Origin of the sequence: Streptomyces sp. NPDC047014 (assembly GCF_040644195.1) — a bacterium.
Lineage (GTDB): Bacteria > Actinomycetota > Actinomycetes > Streptomycetales > Streptomycetaceae > Streptomyces.
The window spans coordinates 1-23,873 of sequence record NZ_JBEYVX010000022.1 but is presented as its reverse complement, the minus strand read 5'-3'; the positions used below and the strand labels follow the sequence as shown (position 1 = coordinate 23,873).

The following is a 23,873-nucleotide window of genomic DNA, read 5'->3' as shown; positions in this document are numbered from 1 at the left end:
AGGCCGGGTGCTCAGAGGAGCGGGCGGCCGGGGGTGAAGCGATGGCGTACGAGGCGCAGCCCTTCGGCCGCGTCCAGCCCCACAGCGGCCCCCCGCGCCCGGTCGAACAGCTCGACCGCGTCGGTGTCCAGGGCGCGGAACCCCTGCCCGGGGTAGCGGTGGCAGGCCAGGGCCCGCGCCTTGTGCGCGAGGTGACCGGCGGTGGGGACGTAGAGGTTGGGGACGAACTCCGCATGACGCACGGTGCGGTGTTCGTTGGGGCCGAACTGCGCCAGTGCGGCGTGCGGCCAGCGCCGGGACGAGGCGATGACCGCGCGGGCGACGCGGACGTGGTCGCCGTGCGAATCGCCGTCCCAGTGGCTGATGACGGTGTCGGGGTCGGTGTGTGCCACCAGCTCGTCGACGAGCCCGACCGCCCGGTACTCGGGGATGTCCTCGACCTGGTCGTAGCGGCCGTCGCCGAGCCAGTGCAGGCGGTGCCCGAGGACCCCGGCGGCGGCCTCGGCGGCAGCGACGCGCCGGGCGCGGCGTCCGCGGTCCTCGGCGCCGGCCGTCTCGGAGACGGTGAACAGGGCGACCGTCACCTCGGTGCCGTCCTCGGTGAGCCGGGCGATGGTCCCGCCGAGGGCCAGTTCGGCATCGTCGGGGTGGGCGGCGACGATCAGGACGCGGGTCACGTGGAGCCCTTGCGGCCGGTGGCGAGGGCGGCCTCGAAGCTCTCCAGGAAGGCGGTGAACTCCGCGGCGGCCGGGCCTCCCGCCCGGTCCAGCGCTCCGCGCAGGCCCGGGCACCTGTCGGTGAACACCGGGGCGCGCACCCCGGTGAGGTCGGCGCCGTGGACCGGGACCTTGATCCAGGTGGACTGGTACATGCTCGCGCCGTTCAGGCGGGCCCCGCTGAGGTCCGACTGGCTGAAACGGCTGTAGGCGCAGTTGGCGCCCCGCAGGTCGGCCTCTCGCAAGTCGGCGGCGATGTACGCCTGGACCAGGGTGGCGTTCTCCAGTACGGCGCCCCGCAGGCTCATGGCGCGGGGCGGGTCGCCGGTGAGCATGGCCCGGTAGAGGTTGGCGCCGCGCAGGTTGGCTCCGGTGAACCGGACGTCACGGGCCGTCAGGCAGCGGCCGGTGAAACCGGCCAGGTCGGCGCCGGTCAGGTCGCTCTCCACGAGGTGCAGGTTCTCGCCGTGGCCGCCGCGCAGCACGGCGCCGCGCAGGCTGCTGGAGGCCACCGATCCGCCGGTCAGGTGCGCGTCGGTGAGCCGTGCGCCGGGCAGGTCGCAGTGGCTGATCCGGGTGCCGCTGAGGTCTGCGCGGGTCAGGTCGGCACCCGTCAGTACGGTCTCGGCGAGGTCGGCGTCGCGGGCGGAGAGCCCCGCGGCGTCGAGCCGGTCGGCCCGGACTTCGGACAGCCGCAGACCGGGCAGGGCGGCGCCGGCGAGGACCAGCCCGTCCGCGGCGGTGAGGCGCTGCAGGACCAGCCCCTTGCCGCTCGCGCCCCGCAGCGAGGTCTCGTGCAACGAGGACTTGGTGACGGTGAGCTGGTCGACCAGCGCACCGTCGAGGACGGCGCCGTCCAGGAGGCATTCGTTGACGAGTGCGCCCTGGAGGTTCGCGGCCTGTGCGGAGCCGTCCGACAGGTCGCACTGGTAGAAGAAGGAACCCGCCAGGTGGGCGCCGTCCAGGTGGGCGCCGCGCATGCTGCATCCGTGGAACAGGGTGCCGGTGGCGTCCCGCAGCCCGGAGAGGTCGGCGCCGTCGAAGGTGCAGGTCTGCGCGGCCAGTGCGTGCACGTACGCCGAGCGCAGGCTGGCGCCCTGGAGGTTGGTGCGTTCCATCCCGGGGCAGACCATGGAGACCTCCGAGAGGTCGGCCGAGACCAGCCGGGTGCTGTGCAGCACGGCCCGGTTCAAGGTGGCGCGGCGCAGGTCGGCGTCGCTGAGGTCGAAGCCGGTGAGGTCGGCCTCGGTGAGGTCGAGGCCGCGGCCCGTGGTGTCGATCAGGTGCTGGGTGGTCTCCGACAGTTCCTTCAGCAGGGTGGTGCGGTCCGGGCCCGCGGTTTCGGCGAGGCGGGTCACCAGGCCCAGATGCGTGCTGTTGCTCATACGATCGCTCCTGTGTCGTCGTGGTGGTGGATCAGTTCTCTGAGCCAGTCGGCGACGGCCGGCTCCGTGCCGGGTGCGACCGGCTCGTGCTCCATGACCAGTGCCGCGGGTCGGGTGCGGCGCAGGAGGTCGGGGAGCAGGTCCCGAAGGCCCATGAAGCCCTCGGCCCGGGTGCCGCCCCGGTTCGCGGGCTCGTGCCCGTACCGCGGGTAGCGCTCGGCGGTGGTCTCGTAGACGTGCATGCTGCGTACGCGGGACCCGAAGAGGGCGGCGAAGCCGTCGGGTGCCGCGCTGTCCGCGCCGAGGAGGTGTGCGTGCCCGAGGTCCAGGCACAGGCCCAGCTCGCGGTGGGCGGCCAGCGCCCGGTGGTACTGCTCGGGGGTCCGCAGCAGCGGATGGGCCGAGAGGTTCTCGACGAGCACGGCGACTGCGTGCTCACGGGCGAGGGCGGCCACGGCGGAGAGGAACTCCTGGGCCGCCTCCTCGAACCCCGCTCCCTGGTAGGGCGGATAGGGGCTGGGAAAGTGCACGACCACGTGGAGCGCGCCCAGGTCGGCCGCGCAGCGCACGGTGGCCTCGGTCAGCCGCAGGGCCGCGGACGCCTCCCGAGGGTCCGGGCCGGTGGGCGCGAAACGCCGGGGCGGGTCGGCGCCGTCGTACGGGACGGGGGTGTGCAGGGCGGGGCGGATGCCGTGCTCGGCGCAGAACCGCGCGATGCGGGGCAGCGCCTTCGCGGGGTACCCGTAGAACTCGATCACGTCGGGCCGGTAGGCGAGCAGCGCACCGAAGTCGTCCCGGTCGGTGAGGGCGGCGGTGGAGACACCGAGCAGGGTCACCGGCGGCCCTCCGTCCCGGCCGGGGCGGCCGCGGCGAGCCGGGCCGCGGCCGCGCGGTCGGTCTTGCCGGTGCGGCCCAGCGGGAGTTCCGCGACGAAGTGGACGCGCTCGGGAACCTGGTACGGCTGCAGGTGGCGGCGGCCGTGGGCACGCAGTTCCTCCTCGGTGGGGCTGGTGCCCGGGGCGGCGACGAACACCAGATGGACGCGCTCGCCGAGCATCGGGTCCGGGACGCCGACGGCCAGGCAGCCGGCGGTGGCCGGGTGGAGCGCGTACGGGCGCTCCACCTCCAGCGGCGCGAATTTGATGCCGCCGCGGCAGAGAAGCTGCTTCTTGCGGCCGACCAGTTCCACCATGCCGTCGGCGGGGCGGACGACGGCGAGATCGCCGGTGCGCAGCCAGTCGCCGTCCATCGCGGCCCGGGTGGCCGCCGGATCGTCGAGGTAGCCGGTCATCAGAAAGGGTGTACGCAGGCACAGTTCGCCCGTGGAGCCGGGTACGGCCGGCAACGGCGGGCCGTCGCCGGTGGCGATGCGGAACTCCACGCCCGGGCTCGGCCGGCCGATGGTGCCCGCGGCGGCGTCGTACCGGTCGGGGGTGAGGATGAAGTCGGAGGTGGAGGTCTCGCTGAGTCCGTACACGTCGGCGATGCCCGAGCCGGGCAGCGCGGCCCGCAGCCGGTGGCCGAGCCCGGAGGGCAGCGGTTCCCCGCCGGTGATCCAGGTGCCGGGCCCGCCGGATGCCCGCAGCGCCTCGCGGAGCTCCGGCCCCGTGCCGGGGGTGTTCAGCTCGCGGTCGACCATACGCAGCATGCTGGGCACCACCGCGATCCGGTCGGCCCGCTCGGCGGCGAGACGCCGCAGTACGGCCGGTGCGTCGAACCGGGGCAGCAGGTGCAGGGTGCCGCCCGTGGCCAGGGTCAGCAGCGAGGTCCACTGCCCGAAGGTGAAGTGGAGCTGGAGGACCTGCAGGGCCTCCTCGCCGGGCCGGAACGGCAGCACCCGGTCGATGGCGCGCAGCTTGCCGGTCAGGGCCCGGTGGGACAGGACGACCCCCTTGGGCCTTCCGGTGGTTCCGGAGGTGAACGCCACCAGCGCCTGCTCCGACCCGAGTTCCCGGGGGGTGCGGGCGGGCGCCGGGACGATGTCCCGGACACGGACGCCCAAGGGGCCGTCGGCGTCCAGTACGAGGCGGGCGCCGGTGCGTCCGGCGCTCTCCCGCATCATCGTGTCCGGGGTGCCGAGATGGACCGGGACGACGGTGCCCCGGGCCCGCCACACGGCCAGCTGGGCGGCGAGGTCACCGCCGCGGTTGCCCACCCGGACCAGCACGGGCTCGCCCGGGTGGTGCCCGGCCGATGCCAGTTCGGTGCGCAGGGTGTCCGCCTCGGCCGCCAGTTCGGCGTAGGTGAGGGTGCGGGTGGCGTCGGTGAGCGCGGGCCGATGGGCGAAGCGGGCACAGGCGCTCGTCAGAAGGGTGTCGAGCCGTTCGTGGTCAGTGGTCATCGTGGTTCTCCTTCCTGGACCGGTGCCGACAGGTGGGTACGGGTGGACGCGGAGGGACCGGGGCGGGGTACGGGGCCCGGCTCCGGCCGGGCGATGGGATGGCACTGGTGGTCGCGGAGGCGTCCGGTGCCGCGCAGCGCGGTGATCAGCCGGTCCACCCCCAGGACGAGACCTCCCAGCGGCGGCAGCCCGTGTTCCAGGGCGGCCAGGAAGCCCTCGTCGAGAACGGTGGCGCCGAGGCCCCGCTCCGCCCGAGCGGCGGCCTGGGCGCAGAAGCGGCGGCGCTGCTCCACCGGGTCGGTCAGCTCGCTGCACCCCTGGCCGACGTCGAGTCCGCCGATCACCAGGCTCCAGCTCTCGACGAGCGCGGGGTCCCGGCGGTGGGGGCGGGCGAGTATCGCGCCCTCGGCCGGGAAGTCGAAGACGAACGTCGGCCGCTCAAGCAGGGGTTCGGCCAGCTTGCGGTAGAGCAGCAGGGCCAGGGCGCCGGCGCCCGCGCCCTCCGGCGCCTCGATGCCGTACTGCGCGGCGTGGTCGGCCAGTTCCCGGCGTGAGGTCGAGCCGTTCACCACCGTGCCCAGGGCCGCGCCGAGCAGATCGTGGAATCGGTGGCGGGCGAACGACAGCGGCACGGCGTGCGATGCGTCCAGGGCGCTCACCACGGCGGCGACCAGTCGCTCGGCGAGCGCGGCCGCGTCCAGGTAGTCCGTGTGGACGGCGTATGCCTCGCAGACGGTGAACTCCGGGAAGTGCAGGGCGTCGACACCCTCGTTCCGGAAGACCCGGCCGATCTCGAAGACCCGGTCCATTCCGCCGACGATGAGCCGCTTGAGGTACATCTCGGCCGTGGCACGCAGATGCAGCGGCAGACCCCAGGCGTTCATGTGGGCCGAGAACGGGCGGGCCGTCCCGCTGGGCAGCGGGTGCAGCAGCGGGGTATCGGCCTCGGAGAAGCCCCGCTCGTAAAGCCCCTCCCGCAGCGCCCGGAGCGCCGATCCCCGGGCGTGCGCGCGGGCGGTCTCACCGGGATCCAGCAGCATCTGCCGGTAGCGGTGCCGGGGCGTCGCGCCGCGGCGCTCCGCCACCGCGGGGTCCGCCACCGTCCCGGTGGCGGACCTGCCCGGCAGCGGCCGCAGGGCCGTGGCCGCGAGCGTGAACTCCCGCACCACCACCGCCAGGGCGCCGCTGCCGGTGGTGACCAGCTCGCCGTCGACCACCACCAGGTCTCCCAGGTCCGTCGTCCTGCGCCACGCGGCCCGCGGTCCTTCGGTGCCGCGGTCGCCGGCGAGCAGGACCTGGATCTCCTCGGCCCCGTCGCGCAGGGTTGCGAACTCGACGTCCCGGTGGTCACGGCGGCTGATGATCCGGCCGCCCACGGTCACCGCGACGCCGGTCCGGGTGTGCGGCGGCAGCGCCCCGTAGCGCTGCCGCAGCCCGGCGACGCGCGCGCCGACCGGCCGGGCCGGCGGGTAGGGGTCGACCCCGGCGGCCAGCAGCGCGGCGCGTTTGGCCTGCCGGGCGGCGAGCTGGTCGCTCATGCCGCCGGCACCGTGGCGGTGTCCGGCAGCCCGCTCGTGCGGATCTGCTCCTCGCGGCGCAACGCGTCCTGGGCGAGCGTACGGATGGGGGTGTTGAGGCCCTGCGCCATGAGCGCGTCCCGGTAGCGCTCGCACTCGGCCGAGGTGCCCACCGCCAGGGTGAAGTCCTGGTGGTGCAGTGCGGAGACGATCAGTTCGAGGGCGTGGGCGAACCCGATCCCGGGCAGTGCCGTCAGCAGGGCCCCCACCAGGTTGTCGAAGGACAGCTGATGCGGGGAGGCGGCGATGTACAGCGCCCGGTCCTGTGGGCCCTGGGGGTTGTCGGCCCGGTAGGGCTCCGGGTAGGTCGGGCGCCAGAAGCAGGACGCCGGGTCGTCCCACAGAGGCTGTGCCAGCTCCCGCAGTCGTTCGATGTCACGCCAGGCGGCGGGGAGCAGCGTGCCGGGCGGGTACGCCTGCGGTACGTCGGCGTAGTCGCCGAAATCGGTGGACACCGTCCCGGCACAGGTCGGGCAGTCCCTGGCGAATACGGACAGCTGGAGGTCGAACTCCCCGGTGTGATCCGGGGTGTGCACCACGTTGGCGAAGGGGCCCAGCCGGTATCCGGCCCGCACCGTGGACTTGACCCGGTTCGCGCGGGCGAGGGCGTCGGTGCCGCTCACGAGCAGTACCTCCATCGGACGCCCGCCGTACCAGAAGTCCAGGGACAGGTGCTCCAGAGGGTGATCCGAGCGGCGGGTGTCCGCCCAGGCCCGGACGATGTCCTCCTCGCCCAGCAGCAGCCGGTGCCGGCAGACGACCGTGAGGCCGGCTTCCTCGGCGGCCTCGACGACCGCCTGCTGGAGCTGCCGCTCCACCCCGTCCGGTTTGATCAGGAACAGGGAGTGGTTGCTCGACACTTGACTCTCCTTCGGTAGGTACACGTACGGGGAAGCCTGAACCGGCCGACCACAGGAATGGCGAATAGCGATTCCGATAATGCCGCCGAAATTCCGGCCCGTATATCGGCGAATGGGCGTGGCCCGTTCAGGCGTGGGCGCGGACCGGTGAACTCGAATTCGGTGACGTCATCGCGTGACCCGTTTATTCGTGATGGCCTTTTGTGCCGGGAATTGTTGACAGCCGGGCGGCCTGCCGGTCAAATAGTGAATGTGCCGCCGAGGGAAACTCCTCGCCGGGACGTTCATAACAAGCATTCCAATCAAGGGAGTTACATCATGACCCGCAACCACGCCGTTTCCATGCGTCCGCGTCTCGACAAGGTCAACGTCCGTACGGGCAAGTAATTCGCATGACCTGAGGGGGTGCCGCCGGACGAAAGTCCGGCGGCACCCCCGCCTGTCTCCCCGCCCTTTCGTACGACGGGAAAAATCATGACCCCCTCACCGACGTTCGATGTTCCCGTGGTGGTGCACCACGACAGCTCCCTGCGAACCACCAGCCTGTGTATCGCGCTCGGATTCGGTGCCCGGCACGATCCCCCGGGCAGCGCCGGTGCCGCCCACATGCTCGAACACCTGCTGATGTCCGCGCCCCTCGGGGACGGGCCGTCACTGAGTGAGCGCATCGAGGACCGGGGCGGCGACTGCAACGCCAGGACCGGCCCCGAGTCACTGGTCATCCACGCCCAGGTGCTCACCGAGGACGCGGCCGACGTCGCCGTGTGGATGTGCCGGGCACTGCTGGAGCCCCAGTGGGACCAGGCGCAGTTCGAGGCCGAGCGGGACGTGGTGCTCCAGGAGCTCGCGGCCGCCGACTCCGACGACGCCGACACCGTGCAGGACGCCTTCTTCTCACGGCTGTTCGCCGGGCACCCGCTGGGCTCGCCCGTCGGCGGACGTCCTGAGACCGTCTCCGGGCTCACCCTGGACTCCCTGCGCGGCGCGCACGCCCTCGCGCTGCGCACCTCCCCGATCGCCGTGTCCGTGGCCGGCGGCCTGCCCGAGGACGCCCTGCGCGAGGCACTGCGGCGCGGCGGCCTCGGCCACGCGGTGTGGAACGAGACCCCCGATCCGCGGCTCGGCTCCCTCGGCGGCATCCCCGGACCTCCCGTGCCCCAGGCCGTGGAGCAGTGGCCGGACTCCTTCTGCTGGCTGCTCGCCGGCGGGCGCGCGCCGCGCGCGGGCGATCCGCGCCGGCACGCCTACACCGTCCTCGCGCACCTCCTGGGCGGCAGCCCGGCCTCCCCGCTCTACGCCAGGCTGCGCAACCAGGAGGCACTGGCCTACGACTTCCGCTCCTGGTCACGCAACTACAGCGACTCCGGCGCCTGGCGGATGCTCGCCGGATGCGAGCCGGACAACGCGCCCCGGCTGCTCGAAGTGTTCCGGGAGGTGTTGAGCGACGTGGCCGAGGACGGGCCGTGCGAGCGGGACTTCGCGGCGGCCGTCCGCCGGGCGACCGTCGAGGTGGTCCGGGAGGCCGAGGCGCCACTGGACCGGGCCATCGCCGTCGCCACCCAGCGGATCCTGGAGGACCGGGTCTGGGAAGCGGAGCAGGAGATCGAAGCCCTCGCGGGCGTGACGGCGGGCGACGTCGCCCGGGCGGCACGTGAGCTGGGCGATTCGCTGATCACGGTCGTCCGCCCGGAGCGGGTGTGAGCCCGGCCCCGGGCGGGCCGCCGCCCTCGCCGTTCGACATCGGTGACCGCTACCTGCGCGCCGCGCGGGAGGCCGGGATGCTCAGCCGCATCGACGGCCTGCCGGTGGTGGCGGGCGAGTACCGGGAGCCGGCCAGCGGCGAGGTGCAGTGCCTGGTGGAGCACGCCGACCCGGCGCTCCTCGCCCGGGCGCCCGAGCTGCTTGCCACACTCTTCCGGCGCCACCCCGGCTGCTCCTCGGCCGTGGTGCGCGTCCCGGCGCACCTCCCCACGCCCCCCGGCCTCCAGCCCCTGCTGAGCTATCTGCGCCACACCCTGGCCGCGCCCGCACCCGCCTCCGACGCCCTCCGGCTCACCGAGGCGGCGGAGGCGGACGACGAGGCGGTCGGGCGGTGGCTTTCGCGGGCGATCCGTGACGCGTCGGCCGACCGCGGCCACACCGAGACCCGTGAAGGTGCCGCGGAGTCCGTCCGCCGCCTGCTCGAAGCTCCCGACCGGCGTTCCTACCTGGTGCGGGTGCCCGGAAGGACCGCGCCGGTCGGTCACGCCACGATCCTGACGGACGCGTACGACGACGTCAGCGAGAACGAGTTCGTCGAACTGGTGGACATCCTCATTGAGGACGCGGCGCTGCGCCGGGCCGCCACCACCCGCCTCGTCGCGGCCTGCGCCGACACCGCCGCCGCGCTGGGCAGGCCACTGATCGGCAACGTCACCCACCCCGCGGACCCCGAGGGCCAGGACCGGGCCGCCCGGGTCGTGGAGGCTCTGCTCCGGCAGGGCTGGACGCCGACACACGGCTACATGTACGCCTCCCGCCCCTGACCGCCCCCTCGGGGGCGACCGTCCCCTGGCTCCGAGGAGTCCTCGTATGACATCGGATCACCGCTCCGACTTCCCCCTCACCCTCGACCTGCTCCACGAACTCCTCGAGGTGGACACCGAGCTGCCCGCCCGCCGCCTGCTCACGGCCGCCCGGCAGGTGCGGGGCGTGCTCTCACCGCTCGTCCTGTCACTGGCCGAGCGGGAGGGCACCGCGATGGGCACCGGCGCCCGCGACGAACTCGTCCGGATGCGCAGGCGGGCGGAGACCTACCGGCGACTGGCCGAGGACCTTGCGGGGGTGCCCGGCGCCCGCGTGGTCAAGGGCCCGTCGCTGGCCCGCCATTACCCCGAAGGGACCCTGCGGGCACTGGGCGACCTCGATGTCGTCGTGCCCTCCGAGGCCGCTCTGTGGCGGGTACTGGCCCTCGCACTGGACCACCACGGCAGCGACGAGGCGGAACTGACCGTACTCGACACCCCGCAACGGCACCTGTTCGCCGCCGTCTGGTGGCCCGGCGACGACCCCCTGCTCGATCCGGACCACGGCATCGAGGTCACTACCTTCGGGTTCGCCGGAAAGCCCGGACTGGTACCGCTGCGTGCGTCACTGCCCGAGGACCAGGTCCTCGCGGATGTGCTCTCCCTCGCGGAGGAGCGCTTCCAGCGTCCCTTCACCGTCAAGGACGTCATCGACCTCGTCTGTGTCCTGACCTCCCCCGCCGCCCCCGCGCCCCGGCCGCTGATCGCCGCCGCCGAGGAGTTCGCACTCGCCCCCGAGCTGCTTGAACTGTGCGAGCGTGTGCGTGCCTGCCCCCGCCTGGCCGCCACCGTCCCCGAAGAGCTGGTCGAGGGGCTGCGCGCCCCGGCGGACGCACAGCTCCGCCACCGCGTCCAGGCGCCGGCGGGCCGCCACGAGCAGCACTACGGGATGCAGCTGACCGCTCCGCTGCGGCGCGGCGCGGGCCATCAGCGCACCGAACACCGCTGGAGCGAGGGCGTCATCACCCGCACTCCGGTCGCGGACTTCCTGATGGTCACCGGCGAGCTGGTCGATCCGGCACTGCACGCGTCCGCCCTGGAACAACTGGCAGGGCTCGCGCCGTGGCCGTTGCGGGCCGCCCCCGGCTCGGCGCACACCGGCGGGGAGGTCTGAGGGGCATGGCCGTCATCGAGGTCAACGATCTGACCCGGACCTTCCGGACCCGGCGGGGTCGCGAGGTCACCGCGCTCGACCACGTCAGCTTCGACGTCGGGCAGGGCGAGGTGCTCGGCCTGCTCGGACCCAACGGAGCGGGCAAGACGACCCTTTCCCGTATCCTCACCACCCTGCTCGTCCCCACCTCCGGCACCGCCCGGGTCTCCGGTTTCGACGTTGTGGGCCGGCCGCGCGAGGTGCGGCGCCGCATCGGCCTGGTGCTCGGCGGAGACCGGGGTCTCTACGGCCGGCTGACGGCGCGCCAGAACCTGCGCTACTGGGCCGCCCTGCAGGGCCTGGACCCGCGCGCCGTCCGCCGGCGGACCGAGGAGGTCCTGGAACTCCTCGGTCTCGGAGCCCGTGGCGACGACCGGGTCGAGACCTTCTCCCGAGGCATGGTGCAGCGGGTTCACCTGGCCCGTGCCCTGCTCGGCGAGCCGGACGTACTGGTCATGGACGAGCCGACCAACGGGATGGATCCGCATGCCGGGGCCGGGTTCCGGGAACTGGTCCGGACCCTTCGCGGCAGCGGGACGACCATCGTCCTGACCACGCACGACATGCAGGAGGCGCAGGCCCTGTGCTCCCGGGTCGCCCTCATCGACCACGGCCGCATCCTGCGGATCGGCTCCTCGACGGAACTGCTCGCCGAGCTCCGTGTCCCCCGCACCCTCACCGCCGTGGGTGTACTGCCCGGCACCGCCGCGCGGATCGCCGCGCTGCCGGGCAGCTCCACGACCGACGCTGGGGGCAACCTCACGGCCCGGCCCGCCGACGACGAGAGCCTTGCCCAGGCCCTGCTGCTGCTGGCGCAGTCCCGGGCCGAGTCCATCGCGGTCGCCGCTCCCGGCCTGACCGAGGTCTACCGGACCGTCATCGAGGACCGGGAGTTCACCCTGTGATAGCCGCCTCCGCACGGGCGCAGGGCCTCATCCTGGCCCGGTCCCCGGGGATGCTCGCCACTCTGGCCGTGATCCCGCTGTACTCGCTCGTCTTCTTCCACTTCCTGCTGAGCCACCATCGCGAAGAACTGGCCACCACCGTGGCGCTCACCGCGTTCGTCATGAGCCTCTGGGCACACGCGGTGTTCGTCGCGGCCGAGGTCGTCGACGACGACCGGTCGGACGGCACGCTGGAGCTGTCGCTGCTCACCCCGGAGCGCTATCTCCTCGCCCTGGCGGTGCGCACCTTCACCACCACCCTGCTCGCCCTGCCTGTGCTGTTCGAGGTCGTGCTCGTCGGCCGGGTCCTGTTCGGCCTGGACGTGGCGCTGCGCAGCCCCGCGGTGGCTCTTCTCGTGGTGGTCCTGCTGATCGCGGGATGCGCGAGCGCCGCCCTGCTGGTCAGCGGACTGATGATCAAGGCGCGTGGGGCTCGTACGCTCCAGAACTCCCTGACCTATCCCTTCTATCTGCTCGGTGGCCTCATCCTCCCGGTCGACCGGCTGCCGGCCCCCTTCGACTGGCTGGCGGAGGGGTTCTTCCTCTCCTGGGGCACCGACCTGCTCAGGGACGCGGCCGAGGGGGCCGTCCCCCACCTGCCGCAGCGTCTGGGCGTGCTGTGCGGCCTGGTCCTGATCCAGACCCTGCTGGGCGTGCTCCTGCTGCGCGGGATCCTCACCTCCGTCCGCAGCGGAAAGGTGATGCTCCATGACTAGCCGCCCCGGTACCGCTCCGGCGGCCAGGCGCTCGGCGGGGTCTCTGCTCCAGCTGGTCGGCTACGGCGCCCTCGCCGCCTACCAGGACTACCGGGCCATGTTCACCTGGCGCTCCTGGCTCGGTGGCTGGCTGGTCAGGCTGCTGTGCCAGGTGCTCTTCTTCGCCAATCTGGGCCAGCTCCTCGGCTCGCCCGAGCAGCAGGGCTACCTCGCCCTGGGCAACGCCGTCGTGCTCGGCCCGCTCGGCGCACTGGGCGTGGTCACCTCCACGGTGGGTGAACTCCGCTCGGGAACCCTGCAGTTCCTGCTGATCAGCCGCACGCCGCCGTTCCTCGCGCTGGTCTCGCGCGGGCTGCACTGGGTCACCGACGGCCTGCTGACCTCGACTGTCGCGCTGCTCACCGTGCATCTGCTGCTGCCCGTCCCGCTGCGCTGGGCGGCACTGCCGGCCATCCTGTGCGTGAACGTCCTGATGACCCTCGGCGTCTACTGCCTGGCGCTGTGCCTGTCCGGGATCGCCCTGCGCATACCCGAGTCCCGGATGTACCTGACGGTGGCCACCACCATCACGCTGCTGCTGGTGGCCGGGGTGAACACCCCCGTACCGCGGAGCGGTGTTCTCGCGGGGATCGCCATGGTGCTTCCGGTGAGCCACGGGCTGGAAGCCGTACGGCAGTTGGCCGCGGGCGGCGCACTGCCGACGGCGCTGGTGTTCCAGGAGGTGTTGGTCCTCGCCGGGTGGGCCGCGGCCGGCTTCCTGCTGCTCACCCGCGGTCTGCGGCACACGGTTCGGTCCGGCGCCCTCAGCCTGCGCTGAGGGCGCGGTCGGATCAGGGCCGGTAGCCCAGCTGGGCAGCCAGTACGGCCAGTTGGGTGCGGTTGGTGGTGCCGGTCTTCTTCCGCAGGTGGCGCAGGTAGGTGTCCACGGTGTGCCGGCTGATGCCCAGCCGCTTCGCTATGGAGCAGTAGGTGTCACCTCCGGAGAGGAGGACGAGTACCTGCTGTTCGCGGGGGGTGAAGCTGGGCGGTGCTTCGGTGCTGTGGGCCATGGGGAACTCCTGGTCTCGGATCGCGCGGACGTACGGCGGGCTGGCTGGGGCGCGGTCAGCCGCCCCAGGAGGTGTCGTCGACGCACTTCTCGTGAGGCAGGCAGGGTTTCGGCTCCGCCGCCGCCACGGTGCGCGTCGCGTCGGCCGCGTGCGAGGGCGGGTGCACGACGGCCGTCACGGCCGCGGTGGCGGAACAAATGGCGGTGAGTACGGTCGCCAGAACGAGTCGTACGGGCAGGGAAGAACGCTTCACGGGGGGTGGCTCCAGCTCTCCCGGCTTCGCGGGCCGGGACGTCGTGTTACTGACAGGCACCAGAGTGTCCTGCCGGGGGCCGGGCTCACGACTGTTCCTCCCCTCAGCAAAGTACGTGGCAGCAAGGCGACGGGCGGCATAAGGGACTTTCCGCTCATCGCGGGCGTGGAATGCCCGTCCGGGGCCGGGGACCCCGCCGGCCCGCGGCGGCGCGGGCACGGTGCCGGCGGGGCGGCTCGCGCGGTTTCTCCCGGCGTGTCGGTGTGCAACCCGTGCTCCTATTCTGTTCGTCTTGACCACAGGGCTCGTTCGAGGGCCTGGCAGATGGGGTGGGGGCGCAGGCTGTGGGGCTGGACGACACGGTGGTGGACGCCAAGGAACTGCGGGACTCCGACATAGCCGTGTACGCGTGGGTGCTCGAACACGGGAGCCCTCATGCCGACGCCATCGCCGCGGCCACCGGGATGAGCCGCGAGGACACCGCCGCCGGTGTCCGGCGCCTGTTGCGCCTGCGCCTGCTGCAGGCGAATCCGGAAGAACCCACCGCGGTCTTCGCCGTGGCGCCCGAGACCGCGGCCGCCCAGCTCGCCGCTTCCGTCGAGGCCGATATCCTTCAGCAGCGGCACAGGCTCGCCCGTGTCCGGGAGGAACTGCTGCGCGCCGCACCCTCCTACGACCGCCGTTGCTCGGGCTCCGGAGCACTGGAGGTCCTGGAAAACCTCCACATCGTGCGTGACGCCCTCAGACGGGCCTCCGAAGGGTGCCGTGACGAGATCATCGCCAGCCAGCCCGGCGGTGGCGCCCGCGTCTCTGAGGCGATGGAGGAGGCCCTGGTGCGCGACCGGGCCATCTTGGCACGCGGTGTCCGGATGCGCACTCTCTACCACCACACGGCGCGCTTCAACGGGCCCAGCCAGGCATACGTCGCGACGGCCTCGGCCCTCGGCGGGGAGTACCGGACGGCGCACGAACTGTTCGGCCGTCTGATCGTTTTCGACCGCGAGACCGCGTTCATCCCCGTCCAGGACGGCAGTTGGGGGGCTGTGGTGATCCGGGAGCCGTCCACCGTGGCATACCTGTGTGAGATCTTCGAGCAGACCTGGGACCGCGCCACCCCGTTCACCGCCGCGGTCGGCCAGCAGCTCGAATCGGTCTCCCGGGAGATCCACGAGACGATCGTGCGACTGCTGGCCGCCGGCCTGAAGGACGAAGCCATCGCCCGCCGTCTGGGTATGTCGTTGCGCACGGCCCGCCGGCACATCGCCGACATCATGGGTGAGCTGGGAGCCGAGAGCCGTTTCCAGGCGGGAGTGCGCGCCGCGGCCCAGGGCCTGCTGGACCCCGAGGAGCCGACCGAACCGCTCACCGTCTCCTGATGTCGCGGCCGGGGCTGCGGTCCTCGTGGAGGACGGGGTGAGGGAGCGTGGGTTCGTGACTGGACCGGCGGCCCGTGGTGGGGAATCCTCTGTATGACGGCGACGCCCGGGTTCCCTGACGTGGACAGCGCGTACGGACACCACACCACAGGAGCCCCATGCACACCGCGCCTTCGACGGACGGGGCGGCACCCTCGCCCCACGTACGGGAACTGGCGCAGTTCCTCGCACTGTGCCGCAGCCAGGGGCCCGGCATCCTGTGGCCGGAGCAGGAACGCGCGGCGTACGCGGCGCGGGACGCCGCGGCCGCCCTGGCGGCAGAAGCACGTGAACTCGCACGGCTGACGGGTCTTCGCACGGTCATCGAGCGGCACCACGCGGACGAGGACGGCGCCCGGCCGCTGTCCGCCGGCACCTTCGGGCACCTCTTGGTGCACCAGGAGTGCGGGGCGGGGACCTGGCGCCTGCACGCGGGGCCGGGTCCCGAGGAGTCCTTCTCCTGCCGCCTCAGGTCCGGCGAAGTGCTCTACATCCCCCCGCGTCGGAGCTGGCGCGCCGATCTCACCCCCGGCGCCCGCCTCCTTCTGACCCGCCTGGGGCCGACGTCCACCGACGAGCCGTCGGAAGCCTGAGGGCTGTCCCCGCCGGGCAGTCGCGGTGCGGCCCGTTCGTCCCCGGGCGGAGGACTCACCGTGGTGCGGCGGCGGTCTCACGTCCGGAGATCTGGCAGTGTCCGTGGCGGTCGGTAGCCTGCACCGATGAGTGAGTGGGTGTGGGATGCGCTGGTGGGGACCTCGCTGGATGAGGTGCGGTGGCGGGCGGGGGTGGTTGAGGAGCTGGTCGGGGCCGAGCCCGTGGTGGTCGGTGGGGCGCGGCGGTTCGGCTGGAATGATCAGGGCGGGCAGTCCGCCGTGTGGTACTTCGCGGACGACGGGCGGGTGCTGCTGCTGACCTTCGATCACGAGGCCGAGCTGAATCTCTTCGCCCAGGAGGACTTCGGGCCCCAGGAGGCGTTCTACCGGGGCGTGCCGGAGGCGCTGGTGGCGCTGGTGCGGGACCGGCCCGAGAACTATGAGTCGCTGAACCTCAAGGACCCCGCGACCGGGCGCACGATCCACTACGCCGGCGGGGTGTTCTGGTACGACGGCACCGCCTGGCATGTCGCCGACGGGGTGGCGGAGTACTGCCGGCGGGAGGGGGTGGATCTCTTCGGGGAGTCCGGCTTCGACTACTGCCTGCGCGACTACCGCTTCGGCCAGGACCTCACCCCCGAGAGCGTCGTCGCCGCCCGGGACGAGGGCGGCTGGTATGCGGCGGAGGGGGAGAGGGAGGCCGATCTTGCTGCCGTGCGTGAGGTTTTCGGGCGGCATCGGGCGGGGCGGCGCGGCCGGGCTGTTTGAGTGGTGGTGATCGGCCGGAAGAGGGGTCGCCGCCGCGCGCCGCGATCCGTGGGGCCCGCTTCGGGAACTCTGCGTCGACTGGTTCCGCCGCCCCGGCGGACCGTTGGCGAAGACGGAAGAAGTGAGGAGCCTTCATGGCGCGTTACGGGCAGAAGAGCCTGCGGCGGGTACTGACGGGAGCGGCGGTCGGCCTCGTGCTGGCCGTCACCAGCGGTGCGGGACTCGCGCAGGCGCACACCGGGACGGCGACGGCCGCCGCCGGTGCCGCCGCGTCCAAGGCGCGTGCGGTGTGCCCGCCGACCCCGCTGTGGGCGAACACCGGAGGAAGCGACCGGCGGCTCATCCAGTACGACGCCACGGGCACCGCCCTCAGCGACGTCCCGCTGGTCCGCGACTACGGTGACATCGCGTTCAGCCCCGACGGATCCACCCTGTACGGGGTGAACTTCCCCGGCTCCGCCGGCTCGGTCACGCTCTACACCATCGACCCCGTCACCGGCGCCGAGACGGCCAGCCGGCCGATCACCGGGCCGCTCGCGGCGGTCACCCCGACGCCCGCCGTCAACGGGCTGACCGCCCGCGCGGACGGCATGCTGATCGCCGGCTCCTTCTTTTCGAGCCAGATCTTCCTGATCGACCCCGCCACCGGCGCCTCCACGCTGTTCCCCGCCTCCTTCCCGGCGGGCATCGTCTCCGCGGGTGACTTCATCACCCTGGACGACGGCGACGTCCTGGCCTTCGGCACCCCGGACGCCGTGAGCCCGTCCCCGGTGTTCCGGATCCGCCCCGACAACACGGTCGTCCAGATCGGTACGGTCCCCCAGACCTTCGGCGCCGCCAAGTCCGCGGGCAGCGTCTACGCCTTCGCCTCCAACGGCGACATCAACCTGCTGACCAGCCTGCCGACCACGGCGTCGACCTCGCCGCTGCCGGTGACGACGGTCGAGGCGACGGGCCGCGGCTTCTTCGGGGCCACCTCCTCGCAGGACAGCGGCAGCTGCGCCGCGCCCGCCTACACGGTGGCGAAGTCCGCGACGCCGCGCGGGCCGGTGACCGAGGGCACCACCGTCACCTACCGCGTCACCGTCACCAACACCGGCACCGTCGCCGGGAACGGCGACTTCACCGACGACCTGAGCGACGTCCTGGACGACGCCACCTTCGTGGCCGGCTCGCTCAGCTCCACCAGCGGCACCGCGAACCTCACCGGCAACACCCTGACCTGGACGGGCACGCTGGCCCCCGGCGGCACCGCGACCGTCACCTACCAGGTGCGGGTGGACACCCCCGACACCGGTGACCGCATGCTGGTCAACTACGCCGCGCCCACCGCGCCCGGCGGCTCCTGCGCGACGGCGCGCTCCTGCTCCGTGACGATCCACGTCAAGAAGAAGCACGGGCACGACGACTGCGACGAGCCGGGCCACGGCGGCAAGCCGGGCCACCACGACCACGACCACGGCGGCCGCGGCGACCACGGCGATGACGACGAACACGACGAGGACAGGACCGTCTAGCGGTACGGACACCCCCCGGCGGTGAGACGGCGGGCCCGGCACGTGTGCACGCGTGCCGGGCCCGCCGCTGTCGCTGACGGGCGCGGGCGCGCGCCCGTCAGTGGCGCCCCGAGATCCGGTCGGCCAGGTGCGCCAGCGGGGTCGTCGTCGGCCGGTGGGTGGCCGTCTCGTGGCGGTCGGCCGTGCGGTAGGCGGCGTAGAGGGCCTGGACGCCGAGCCAGCGGAAGGGCTCCGGCTCCCAGCGCCGCACGCGGTGGTTCACCCAGGGGAGGCCGGTCAGCTCCGTCGGCTCGCCCAGGACCAGGTCGCGCAGGGTGCGGGCGGCGAGGTTGGAGGTGGCGACGCCGGAGCCGACGTAGCCGCCGGCCCAGCCCAGGCCCGAGGCGCGGTCCAGGGTGACGGAGGCGCACCAGTCGCGGGGGACGCCGAGCACGCCCGACCAGGCGTGCGTGATCTCCGTACCGGTGAGGACGGGGAAGAAGGAGAAGAGCAGGTCGCGCAGAGCGTCGACGGTGGCCGGCTGGGTGCGGCCGTCGTGGTCGGTGCGGGAGCCGAAGCGGTACGGGACCCCGCGGCCGCCGATCGCGATGCGGTCGTCGGCGGTGCGCTGGGCGTACATGTACGCGTGGGCCATGTCGCCCAGGAGCGTGCTGTCCGACCAGCCCAGGCGCTCCCAGGTGGCGGCCGGCAGCGGGGCGGTGACGATCATCGAGGAGTTCATCGGGAGCCAGGAGCGCCTCTGGCCCTTGAGCGCGGCGGTGAAGCCCTCGGTGCAGCGCAGGACGTACGGGGCGCGGACCGTGCCGTAGGGGGTGACGGCCCGGCGCGGGGCGATCTCGGTGACGGGGGTGGACTCGTGGATGACCACGCCGAGCGCTTCGACGGCGGCGGCCAGGCCCCGGACCAGTTTCAGCGGGTGGACGCGGGCGCCGTGCGGGCTCCAGCTGGAGCCGACGGCGTCGGCGATGTCGATACGGGCGCGGGTGGCGGCGGCGTCGTACAGCTCGCGGTCGTCCTCGCCGAAGGACAGCTCGGCGGCGTGGAACTCCTTGAGGCGGGCCAGCTGGGCGGGGGTGCGGGCGACTTCGAGGACGCCGCCGCGGTGGATGCCGGCGTCGATGCCCTCGCGGGCGGCGGTGTCGATGACCTCGGTGACGGTGGCGTTCATGGCGCGCTGGAGGCGCTGGGCGGCCGGGCGGCCGTGGCGGGCGGCGTAGCGGTCGCGGCCGGCGATGCCGTTGTAGAGCCAGCCGCCGTTGCGGCCGGAGGCGCCGTAGCCGCAGAACTTCTGCTCCAGGATGGTGATGCGGAGGCCGGGGTCGGCGCGCTTGAGGTAGTAGGCGGTCCACAGGCCGGTGTAGCCGCCGCCGACGATGACGACGTCGGCGGTGGCGTGGGCGGTGAGGGGGGTGCGCGGTGGTGTGCCGGGGGTGGGCGCGGGGGTGCGGTCGGTCGCGTACCAGAAGGAGATGCCGCCGTTGATCGTCATGGGGAGTTGCTACAGGGCGGCGCGCGGGGGTGTCCAGGGACGGAATGTCGTGTTCCGGAGGGGGAGGGGCGGCGGGATGGGGGGTGCGCCGCGGGGCGATACCTTCGGGGCATGGTGGAGATCGGGGAGATTCCGGACGAGTTGGTCCGGGCGCAGATCGGGTTCAACGGGGCCGAGGGGCGGGCGTTCATCGACGGGCTGCCCGCGCGGGCGGCGGCGTTCCTGGAGCGGTGGCGGCTGCGGCGCACGGGGCCGGTGATGCACGGGATGACGGCGCTGGTGCTTCCGGTGGAGCGGGCGGACGGCAGTGCGGCCGTGCTCAAGCTGGTGGCGGTGGACGAGGAGAGCGCGGGGGAGCCGGTCGCGCTGCGCGCGTGGGGCGGCGGGGGCAGCGTCCTGCTGCTGGAGCACGACGCGGAGACGGGGACGCTGCTGCTGGAGCGGCTGGACGCGGGCCGGGACCTGGCGGGACTCGCGCGGCGGGACGCGCGGGCGGCGGTCGCGGTGATCGGGGAACTGCTGGCACGGCTGACCCCGGTGGCGGCGCCGGCCGGGCTGCGGGGGCTCGGGGAGGTGGCCGCGGGGCTGCTGGCCGGCGTACCGAAGGCGCTGGCGCGGCTGGCGGACGAGCGGGACCGGAGGCTGCTGCGGTACTGCGCGGCGGCGGTGGCGGAGGTGGCCGGCGAGCCGGGGGACCGGCTGCTGCACTGGGACCTGCACTACGGGAACGTGCTCGCGGGCGGGCGGGAACCGTGGCTGGCGATCGACCCGAAGCCGCTGGCGGGCGACCCGGGCTTCGAGCTGCTGCCGGCGATGGTGAACAACTTCCGGGTGGAGGACGTGCTGTGGCGCTTCGACCTCCTGACGGAGGCGGCGGCCCTGGACCGGGGCCGGGCGCGGGCGTGGACCCTGGGGCGGGTGCTGCAGAACTGCCTGTGGGACGTGGAGTCCGGCGAGCGGCGGCTGGACGGGTCACAGCTGGCGGTGGCGGAGCTGCTGATCAAGGGGTGAGGGGTGAGGGGTGGGTGGTTCGGGGTGAGGGGGTTCGGGGTGAGAGGGGGTTCGGGGTGAGGGGGCGCCGTTGTCTGTGGGGTGGGTGACGATGGGGGGATGGTGCGGAATGGGCAGAGGGTGAAGGCGGCGCGGCGGGCTGAGGTGCGGTTGCCGGAGTTGGTGCCGTGGGCCGGTGGGGAGCTGGAGCCCGACGGGGATTATGACGGGCTGGAGTTCGCGGACCTGGATCTCGGCGGGCAAGAGGGGGTCGGGGCGCGGTTCATGGACTGCGCGCTGCGGCGGTGTGCGCTGGACGAGGCAGGGCTGGCGAAGGCGCGCTTCCTGGATTCCGTACTGGAGGGGGTCCGCGGGGTGGGGACCGACCTGTCGGGGGCGGCGTTGCGGGATGTGGAGCTGGTGGATGCGCGGCTGGGTGGGGTGCAGCTGCACGGGGCGGTGCTGGAGCGGGTGGTGGTGCGGGGCGGGAAGATCGACTACCTGAACCTGCGGCGGGCGCGGCTCAAGGACGTGGTCTTCGAGGGGTGCGTGCTGGTGGAGCCGGACTTCGCGGGGGCGGGGCTGGAGCGGGTGGAGTTCCGGGACGGGTGTGTGCTGCGGGGGGCGGATTTCAGTGGGGTGCGGATGGTGGACGTGGATCTGAGGGGGGTGGCGGATCTGGGGGGTGGGATTGCCCGGGGGGTGGGGGCGTTGGCCGGGGCCGTGATCAGTCCGGGGCAGGTGGTGGAGTTGGCGCCGGCGTTTGCGGTTGAGGTGGGCGTGAGGGTGGTGGGGTAGGCGGGGGTTTGTGCCGCTGGGCGCGGCCGCCGTTGCGGGGGTGCCGCCGCTTGGGCCCGGGCCCCCGCGCCTCAAGCGCCGGCGGGGCTGAATTTGGGGCTTCGCCCCCGGCCCCGTGCCTCAAGCGCCGGCGGGGCTGCGGTTAGGACGGGACTCGGGGGAAGCGGGACTGGAGGGTCCAGATGGTGGGGTTGTCCGCCAGGGGCTCGTGCATGTCTGTTAGGTCGGCGATTACGTCGTGCAGGAAGTCGCGGGCTTCGCGGCGTAGGAGGCGGTGGCTGAAGGTGAGGGGGGATTCCTCGGCGGGCATCCAGTCGGCCTCGATGTCCACCCAGCCGAAGCGGCGCTCGAAGAGCATGCGGTCCGTGGATTCCGTGAAGTCGATCTCCGCGTACTGGCGGTTCGACGAGCGGCTGCCGCGCGGGTCGCGGTCCAGTTGCTCGACGATGTCGCACAGCGCCCACGCGAAGTCGAGTACCGGCACCCATCCCCAGGCTGTGGACACCTCCCGGTCCGCGTGCGTGTCCGCGAGGTAGACGTCGCCGCAGAACAGGTCGTGGCGCAGGGTGTGGACGTCCGCCGAGCGGTAGTCGGTCTGCGGGGGGTCCGGGAAGCGCCGGGAGAGGGAGTAGCCGATGTCGAGCACCTGCTGATGGTGTCATGGGTTGTGCGGATGACCCCGATCGGTGCGGGGGCAGGGGCAGGGGCAGGGGCAGGGGGTCAGGACGGGAGGAGGCGTTGTTCTTTGGCTACCGCTACCGCGCCTGACCTCGTGTCGACGCCCAGCTTGTCGTAGATGCGGCCCAGGTGCGTCTTGACCGTGGCCTCGCTGATGAACAGCGCGCGGGCGATCTCGCGGTTGCCGAGGCCGCGGGCCAGCTGGCCGAGGATGTCCAGTTCGCGGTCGGTGAGGGTGGGGCGGGTGCCGCGCATGTGGGCCATCACGCGGCTGGCGACCGGCGCGGAGAGCGTGGTGCGGCCCTGGGCCGCCGAGTGGATGGCGGCGAAGAGCTCCTCGGGGCGTTCCGCCTTGAGGAGGTAGCCGGTGGCGCCCGCGCCGATCGCGCGGGTGATGTCGGCGTCGGTGTCGTACGTGGTGAGGACCAGGACGTGCGGCGGCTCCGGGAGGGCCGTGATGCGGCGGGTGGCCTCGACTCCGTCGATGCCCTCGCCCAGCTGGAGGTCCATGAGGACCACCTCGGGGTGGAGCCGGGCGGCCAGGGCCACCGCCTCCTCGCCGCTGCCGGCCTCGCCGACCACCTCGATGTCCGGCTCGCTGCCGAGCAGGGCCAGCAGGCCGGCGCGTACCACCACGTGGTCGTCGCACAGCAGGATCGTCGTCATGGGGCCGGCTCCAGGGGGATGGCCGCGGAGAGGACGGTGCCCTCGCCCGGCGTGGATTCGATCGTCAGGTCGCCGCCGAGCTGGCGGACGCGGGCCCGCATGGCCGGGAGGCCGTGACCGCGGCCGTGGACGCGTTCGGCGGCGTCGGTGCGGGGGGCGGTGAAGCCGTGGCCGTCGTCGGCGATGTCCAGGACGACCTGGTCGCCGAGGAAGCTGAGGGTGAGGGCGGCGGTACGGGCCCCCGAGTGCTCGCGGACATTGGCGAGCGCGCCCTGCGCGATGCGCAGCAGGGCGGACTGGACGCGGTCCGGGAGCGGGGCGGGCGTGCCTTCGAGGTGGAAGCGGACGGCGATGCCGGGACCGGCGTCCAGGGCGCGCAGGGCCTCGGGGAGGCCGGCGCCGCCGGCGAGCTCCGAGGGTGCGAGGTCGTGCACGAGGCGGCGGGCCTCGGCGAGGCCGTGGGCGGCGATGCCGGTGGCGGTACGGACGTGCGCGCGTGCGGTGGCCGGGTCGGCGTCCCAGGTCCGGGCGGCGGCCTGGAGCAGCATCTGCTGGCTGGAGAGGTTCTGCGCGAGGGTGTCGTGGATCTCCATGGAGAGGCGCTGCCGTTCCGCGAGGGTGCCTTCGCGACGCTCCGTCGCGGCCAGTTCGCGGCGGGTGCGGATGAGGTCGTCGATGAGGGTGCGCTGGGCCTGGGCCTGGCGCTCCATGTGTACGAAGACGGCGGTGGCGAGGGCGGCGACGGCGGGCGGGGCGAGGAGGAGGTTCGGGTCGAAGGAGGCGGAGAGCTGGAGCTGGGCGGTGACGACGAAGGCGGTGAGGAGGGCGACGAGGACGACGGCGGGGCGTGGGGGGAGGGTGCGGAGGGCGGTGAAGAAGAGGGGGACGGCGCACCAGGCGAAGCTGGGCGCCAGGAGGACGAGGATCAGCCAGGTGGTGACGACGAGGGTGAGCCAGAGGAGGCGGCGGGGGGTGGGGGTGGTTGTGGGGGTGCCGGTGCTTGTGGGGGCGGGGGTGGTTGTGGGGGTGCCGCTGCCTGCGGGGGTGCCGCTGCTTGCCGGGGTGGTGCCCGTGGCGCCGAGGGCGGGGCCCAGGACGTAGAGGAGGGCGAGGGTGATGCTGAGGGCGAGGACCCAGGGGGTGCGGGGTTCGCCGGGGTGGCGGAGCAGGAAGCGGGCTACGGAGGCGCCGAGGAGGAGGAAGAAGGCGGTGTGGGCGACGGTGGTGAGCGTGCGGGTGTCGTCGCGCGGCGGGGGTGGGTTCATGGGGGTGCGGCGCCTCTGTCGGGGCATGGGGCCATTGTCCCGTGCGGGTGGGTGTGCCGGGTGCGGCGCCGTTGCGGGGGCGCTGCCCCCGGGCCCCCGCGCCTCAATCGCCGGCGGGGCTGGATGTGGGGCTCCG

24 protein-coding genes are annotated in these 23,873 nt (G+C 73.2%); 12 read left to right on the top strand and 12 right to left on the bottom strand.

What is annotated here, in order from left to right; all coding sequences use genetic code 11:
* Positions 1 to 11 precede the first annotated feature (11 nt).
* Genes ABZ873_RS15480 through ABZ873_RS15455 form a run of 6 tightly spaced genes read right to left on the bottom strand, consistent with a single transcriptional unit; the run spans position 12 to position 6,879 of the window.
* Positions 12 to 677 carry a PIG-L family deacetylase gene (locus ABZ873_RS15480; RefSeq protein WP_360871009.1) on the bottom strand — a complete coding sequence of 222 codons (666 nt, stop codon included), beginning with the start codon at positions 675 to 677 and terminating at the stop codon, positions 12 to 14.
* Positions 674 to 2,101, bottom strand: coding sequence for a pentapeptide repeat-containing protein (locus tag ABZ873_RS15475; RefSeq protein ID WP_360871006.1), 1,428 nt, complete (start codon positions 2,099 to 2,101; stop codon positions 674 to 676). Before ABZ873_RS15475 ends, ABZ873_RS15480 begins: the two co-directional genes overlap by 4 nt.
* Positions 2,098 to 2,937, bottom strand: a complete 840-nt coding sequence (locus ABZ873_RS15470; RefSeq protein WP_360871003.1) for a TIM barrel protein — start codon at positions 2,935 to 2,937, stop codon at positions 2,098 to 2,100. The genes ABZ873_RS15475 and ABZ873_RS15470 overlap by 4 nt, the downstream gene beginning before the upstream one ends.
* Positions 2,934 to 4,442, bottom strand: a complete 1,509-nt coding sequence (locus ABZ873_RS15465; RefSeq protein WP_360871000.1) for a fatty acid--CoA ligase family protein — start codon at positions 4,440 to 4,442, stop codon at positions 2,934 to 2,936. Before ABZ873_RS15465 ends, ABZ873_RS15470 begins: the two co-directional genes overlap by 4 nt.
* Positions 4,439 to 5,980 carry an amino acid--tRNA ligase-related protein gene (locus tag ABZ873_RS15460; RefSeq protein WP_360870997.1) on the bottom strand — a complete coding sequence of 514 codons (1,542 nt, stop codon included), beginning with the start codon at positions 5,978 to 5,980 and terminating at the stop codon, positions 4,439 to 4,441. Before ABZ873_RS15460 ends, ABZ873_RS15465 begins: the two co-directional genes overlap by 4 nt.
* Entirely contained in the window at positions 5,977 to 6,879 is a 903-nt protein-coding gene (locus tag ABZ873_RS15455; RefSeq protein ID WP_360870994.1) for a nucleoside-diphosphate kinase, read from the bottom strand. The genes ABZ873_RS15460 and ABZ873_RS15455 overlap by 4 nt, the downstream gene beginning before the upstream one ends.
* 474 nt (positions 6,880 to 7,353) lie before the next feature.
* Here ABZ873_RS15455 and ABZ873_RS15450 point away from each other — a divergent pair, with 474 nt between their 5' ends.
* Genes ABZ873_RS15450 through ABZ873_RS15425 form a run of 6 tightly spaced genes read left to right on the top strand, consistent with a single transcriptional unit; the run spans position 7,354 to position 13,073 of the window.
* Entirely contained in the window at positions 7,354 to 8,580 is a 1,227-nt protein-coding gene (locus tag ABZ873_RS15450) for a pitrilysin family protein (RefSeq protein WP_360870991.1), read from the top strand.
* Positions 8,577 to 9,404: a hypothetical protein gene (locus ABZ873_RS15445; RefSeq protein WP_360870988.1), complete on the top strand. Its 828-nt coding sequence runs from the start codon at positions 8,577 to 8,579 to the stop codon at positions 9,402 to 9,404. The genes ABZ873_RS15450 and ABZ873_RS15445 overlap by 4 nt, the downstream gene beginning before the upstream one ends.
* A 46-nt stretch (positions 9,405 to 9,450) precedes the next feature.
* Positions 9,451 to 10,557: a hypothetical protein gene (locus ABZ873_RS15440; protein ID WP_360870985.1), complete on the top strand. Its 1,107-nt coding sequence runs from the start codon at positions 9,451 to 9,453 to the stop codon at positions 10,555 to 10,557.
* A 5-nt stretch (positions 10,558 to 10,562) separates the two neighbouring features.
* Positions 10,563 to 11,501, top strand: a complete 939-nt coding sequence (locus ABZ873_RS15435) for an ABC transporter ATP-binding protein (RefSeq protein ID WP_360870982.1) — start codon at positions 10,563 to 10,565, stop codon at positions 11,499 to 11,501.
* On the top strand, positions 11,498 to 12,256 hold the full coding sequence (locus tag ABZ873_RS15430; RefSeq protein WP_360870979.1) for an ABC transporter permease: 759 nt from the start codon (positions 11,498 to 11,500) through the stop codon (positions 12,254 to 12,256). The genes ABZ873_RS15435 and ABZ873_RS15430 overlap by 4 nt, the downstream gene beginning before the upstream one ends.
* Positions 12,249 to 13,073 (top strand): hypothetical protein, encoded by an 825-nt coding sequence (locus ABZ873_RS15425; protein WP_360870976.1) that lies wholly within the window; start codon positions 12,249 to 12,251, stop codon positions 13,071 to 13,073. The genes ABZ873_RS15430 and ABZ873_RS15425 overlap by 8 nt, the downstream gene beginning before the upstream one ends.
* A gap of 13 nt (positions 13,074 to 13,086) precedes the next feature.
* Here ABZ873_RS15425 and ABZ873_RS15420 read toward each other — a convergent pair whose 3' ends face one another.
* Positions 13,087 to 13,305: a helix-turn-helix transcriptional regulator gene (locus ABZ873_RS15420; RefSeq protein WP_360870972.1), complete on the bottom strand. Its 219-nt coding sequence runs from the start codon at positions 13,303 to 13,305 to the stop codon at positions 13,087 to 13,089.
* Between the two features lie 55 nt (positions 13,306 to 13,360).
* A complete protein-coding gene (locus ABZ873_RS15415) occupies positions 13,361 to 13,558 on the bottom strand; it encodes a hypothetical protein (RefSeq protein WP_360870969.1) in 198 nt (65 codons plus the stop codon).
* A gap of 365 nt (positions 13,559 to 13,923) precedes the next feature.
* Between ABZ873_RS15415 and ABZ873_RS15410 the strand changes: the two genes are divergently transcribed.
* From ABZ873_RS15410 to ABZ873_RS15395, 4 genes are all read left to right on the top strand, one after another.
* The gene (locus tag ABZ873_RS15410; RefSeq protein ID WP_360870966.1) at positions 13,924 to 14,934 is read left to right on the top strand and encodes a helix-turn-helix transcriptional regulator; all 1,011 of its coding nucleotides are present in this window, start codon (positions 13,924 to 13,926) and stop codon (positions 14,932 to 14,934) included.
* A 158-nt stretch (positions 14,935 to 15,092) separates the two neighbouring features.
* Positions 15,093 to 15,566, top strand: a complete 474-nt coding sequence (locus tag ABZ873_RS15405; RefSeq protein WP_360870963.1) for a hypothetical protein — start codon at positions 15,093 to 15,095, stop codon at positions 15,564 to 15,566.
* 126 nt (positions 15,567 to 15,692) lie between these two features.
* Entirely contained in the window at positions 15,693 to 16,334 is a 642-nt protein-coding gene (locus tag ABZ873_RS15400) for a hypothetical protein (protein WP_360870960.1), read from the top strand.
* 134 nt (positions 16,335 to 16,468) lie between these two features.
* Positions 16,469 to 17,851 (top strand): hypothetical protein, encoded by a 1,383-nt coding sequence (locus ABZ873_RS15395; protein ID WP_360870957.1) that lies wholly within the window; start codon positions 16,469 to 16,471, stop codon positions 17,849 to 17,851.
* Positions 17,852 to 17,948: 97 nt separating this feature from the next.
* Here the strand turns inward: ABZ873_RS15395 and ABZ873_RS15390 are convergent, their stop codons facing one another.
* Positions 17,949 to 19,340, bottom strand: a complete 1,392-nt coding sequence (locus tag ABZ873_RS15390) for an FAD-dependent oxidoreductase (RefSeq protein WP_360870954.1) — start codon at positions 19,338 to 19,340, stop codon at positions 17,949 to 17,951.
* A gap of 111 nt (positions 19,341 to 19,451) precedes the next feature.
* Between ABZ873_RS15390 and ABZ873_RS15385 the strand changes: the two genes are divergently transcribed.
* Positions 19,452 to 20,351, top strand: a complete 900-nt coding sequence (locus tag ABZ873_RS15385) for an aminoglycoside phosphotransferase family protein (protein ID WP_360870951.1) — start codon at positions 19,452 to 19,454, stop codon at positions 20,349 to 20,351.
* A gap of 99 nt (positions 20,352 to 20,450) precedes the next feature.
* Entirely contained in the window at positions 20,451 to 21,128 is a 678-nt protein-coding gene (locus ABZ873_RS15380; protein WP_360870948.1) for a pentapeptide repeat-containing protein, read from the top strand.
* 142 nt (positions 21,129 to 21,270) lie between these two features.
* Here ABZ873_RS15380 and ABZ873_RS15375 read toward each other — a convergent pair whose 3' ends face one another.
* The 3 genes from ABZ873_RS15375 to ABZ873_RS15365 form a co-directional block, all read right to left on the bottom strand.
* Positions 21,271 to 21,774, bottom strand: coding sequence for a hypothetical protein (locus tag ABZ873_RS15375; protein ID WP_360870945.1), 504 nt, complete (start codon positions 21,772 to 21,774; stop codon positions 21,271 to 21,273).
* Positions 21,775 to 21,848: 74 nt separating this feature from the next.
* Positions 21,849 to 22,472: a response regulator transcription factor gene (locus tag ABZ873_RS15370; protein WP_360870942.1), complete on the bottom strand. Its 624-nt coding sequence runs from the start codon at positions 22,470 to 22,472 to the stop codon at positions 21,849 to 21,851.
* The gene (locus ABZ873_RS15365) at positions 22,469 to 23,737 is read right to left on the bottom strand and encodes a sensor histidine kinase (RefSeq protein WP_360871215.1); all 1,269 of its coding nucleotides are present in this window, start codon (positions 23,735 to 23,737) and stop codon (positions 22,469 to 22,471) included. Before ABZ873_RS15365 ends, ABZ873_RS15370 begins: the two co-directional genes overlap by 4 nt.
* Between the last annotated feature and the right edge of the window lie 136 nt (positions 23,738 to 23,873).

Coding starts and splice junctions, on each gene's coding strand:
- ABZ873_RS15465 (WP_360871000.1), bottom strand. CDS start 4,442: ATGACCACTGACCACGAACGGCTCGACACCCTTCTGACGAGCGCCTGT.
- ABZ873_RS15365 (WP_360871215.1), bottom strand. CDS start 23,737: ATGAACCCACCCCCGCCGCGCGACGACACCCGCACGCTCACCACCGTC.
- ABZ873_RS15440 (WP_360870985.1), top strand. CDS start 9,451: ATGACATCGGATCACCGCTCCGACTTCCCCCTCACCCTCGACCTGCTC.
- ABZ873_RS15475 (WP_360871006.1), bottom strand. CDS start 2,101: ATGAGCAACAGCACGCATCTGGGCCTGGTGACCCGCCTCGCCGAAACC.
- ABZ873_RS15420 (WP_360870972.1), bottom strand. CDS start 13,305: ATGGCCCACAGCACCGAAGCACCGCCCAGCTTCACCCCCCGCGAACAG.
- ABZ873_RS15370 (WP_360870942.1), bottom strand. CDS start 22,472: ATGACGACGATCCTGCTGTGCGACGACCACGTGGTGGTACGCGCCGGC.
- ABZ873_RS15400 (WP_360870960.1), top strand. CDS start 15,693: ATGAGTGAGTGGGTGTGGGATGCGCTGGTGGGGACCTCGCTGGATGAG.
- ABZ873_RS15435 (WP_360870982.1), top strand. CDS start 10,563: ATGGCCGTCATCGAGGTCAACGATCTGACCCGGACCTTCCGGACCCGG.
- ABZ873_RS15425 (WP_360870976.1), top strand. CDS start 12,249: ATGACTAGCCGCCCCGGTACCGCTCCGGCGGCCAGGCGCTCGGCGGGG.
- ABZ873_RS15405 (WP_360870963.1), top strand. CDS start 15,093: ATGCACACCGCGCCTTCGACGGACGGGGCGGCACCCTCGCCCCACGTA.
- ABZ873_RS15385 (WP_360870951.1), top strand. CDS start 19,452: ATGGTGGAGATCGGGGAGATTCCGGACGAGTTGGTCCGGGCGCAGATC.
- ABZ873_RS15380 (WP_360870948.1), top strand. CDS start 20,451: ATGGTGCGGAATGGGCAGAGGGTGAAGGCGGCGCGGCGGGCTGAGGTG.
- ABZ873_RS15450 (WP_360870991.1), top strand. CDS start 7,354: ATGACCCCCTCACCGACGTTCGATGTTCCCGTGGTGGTGCACCACGAC.
- ABZ873_RS15390 (WP_360870954.1), bottom strand. CDS start 19,340: ATGACGATCAACGGCGGCATCTCCTTCTGGTACGCGACCGACCGCACC.
- ABZ873_RS15460 (WP_360870997.1), bottom strand. CDS start 5,980: ATGAGCGACCAGCTCGCCGCCCGGCAGGCCAAACGCGCCGCGCTGCTG.
- ABZ873_RS15395 (WP_360870957.1), top strand. CDS start 16,469: ATGGCGCGTTACGGGCAGAAGAGCCTGCGGCGGGTACTGACGGGAGCG.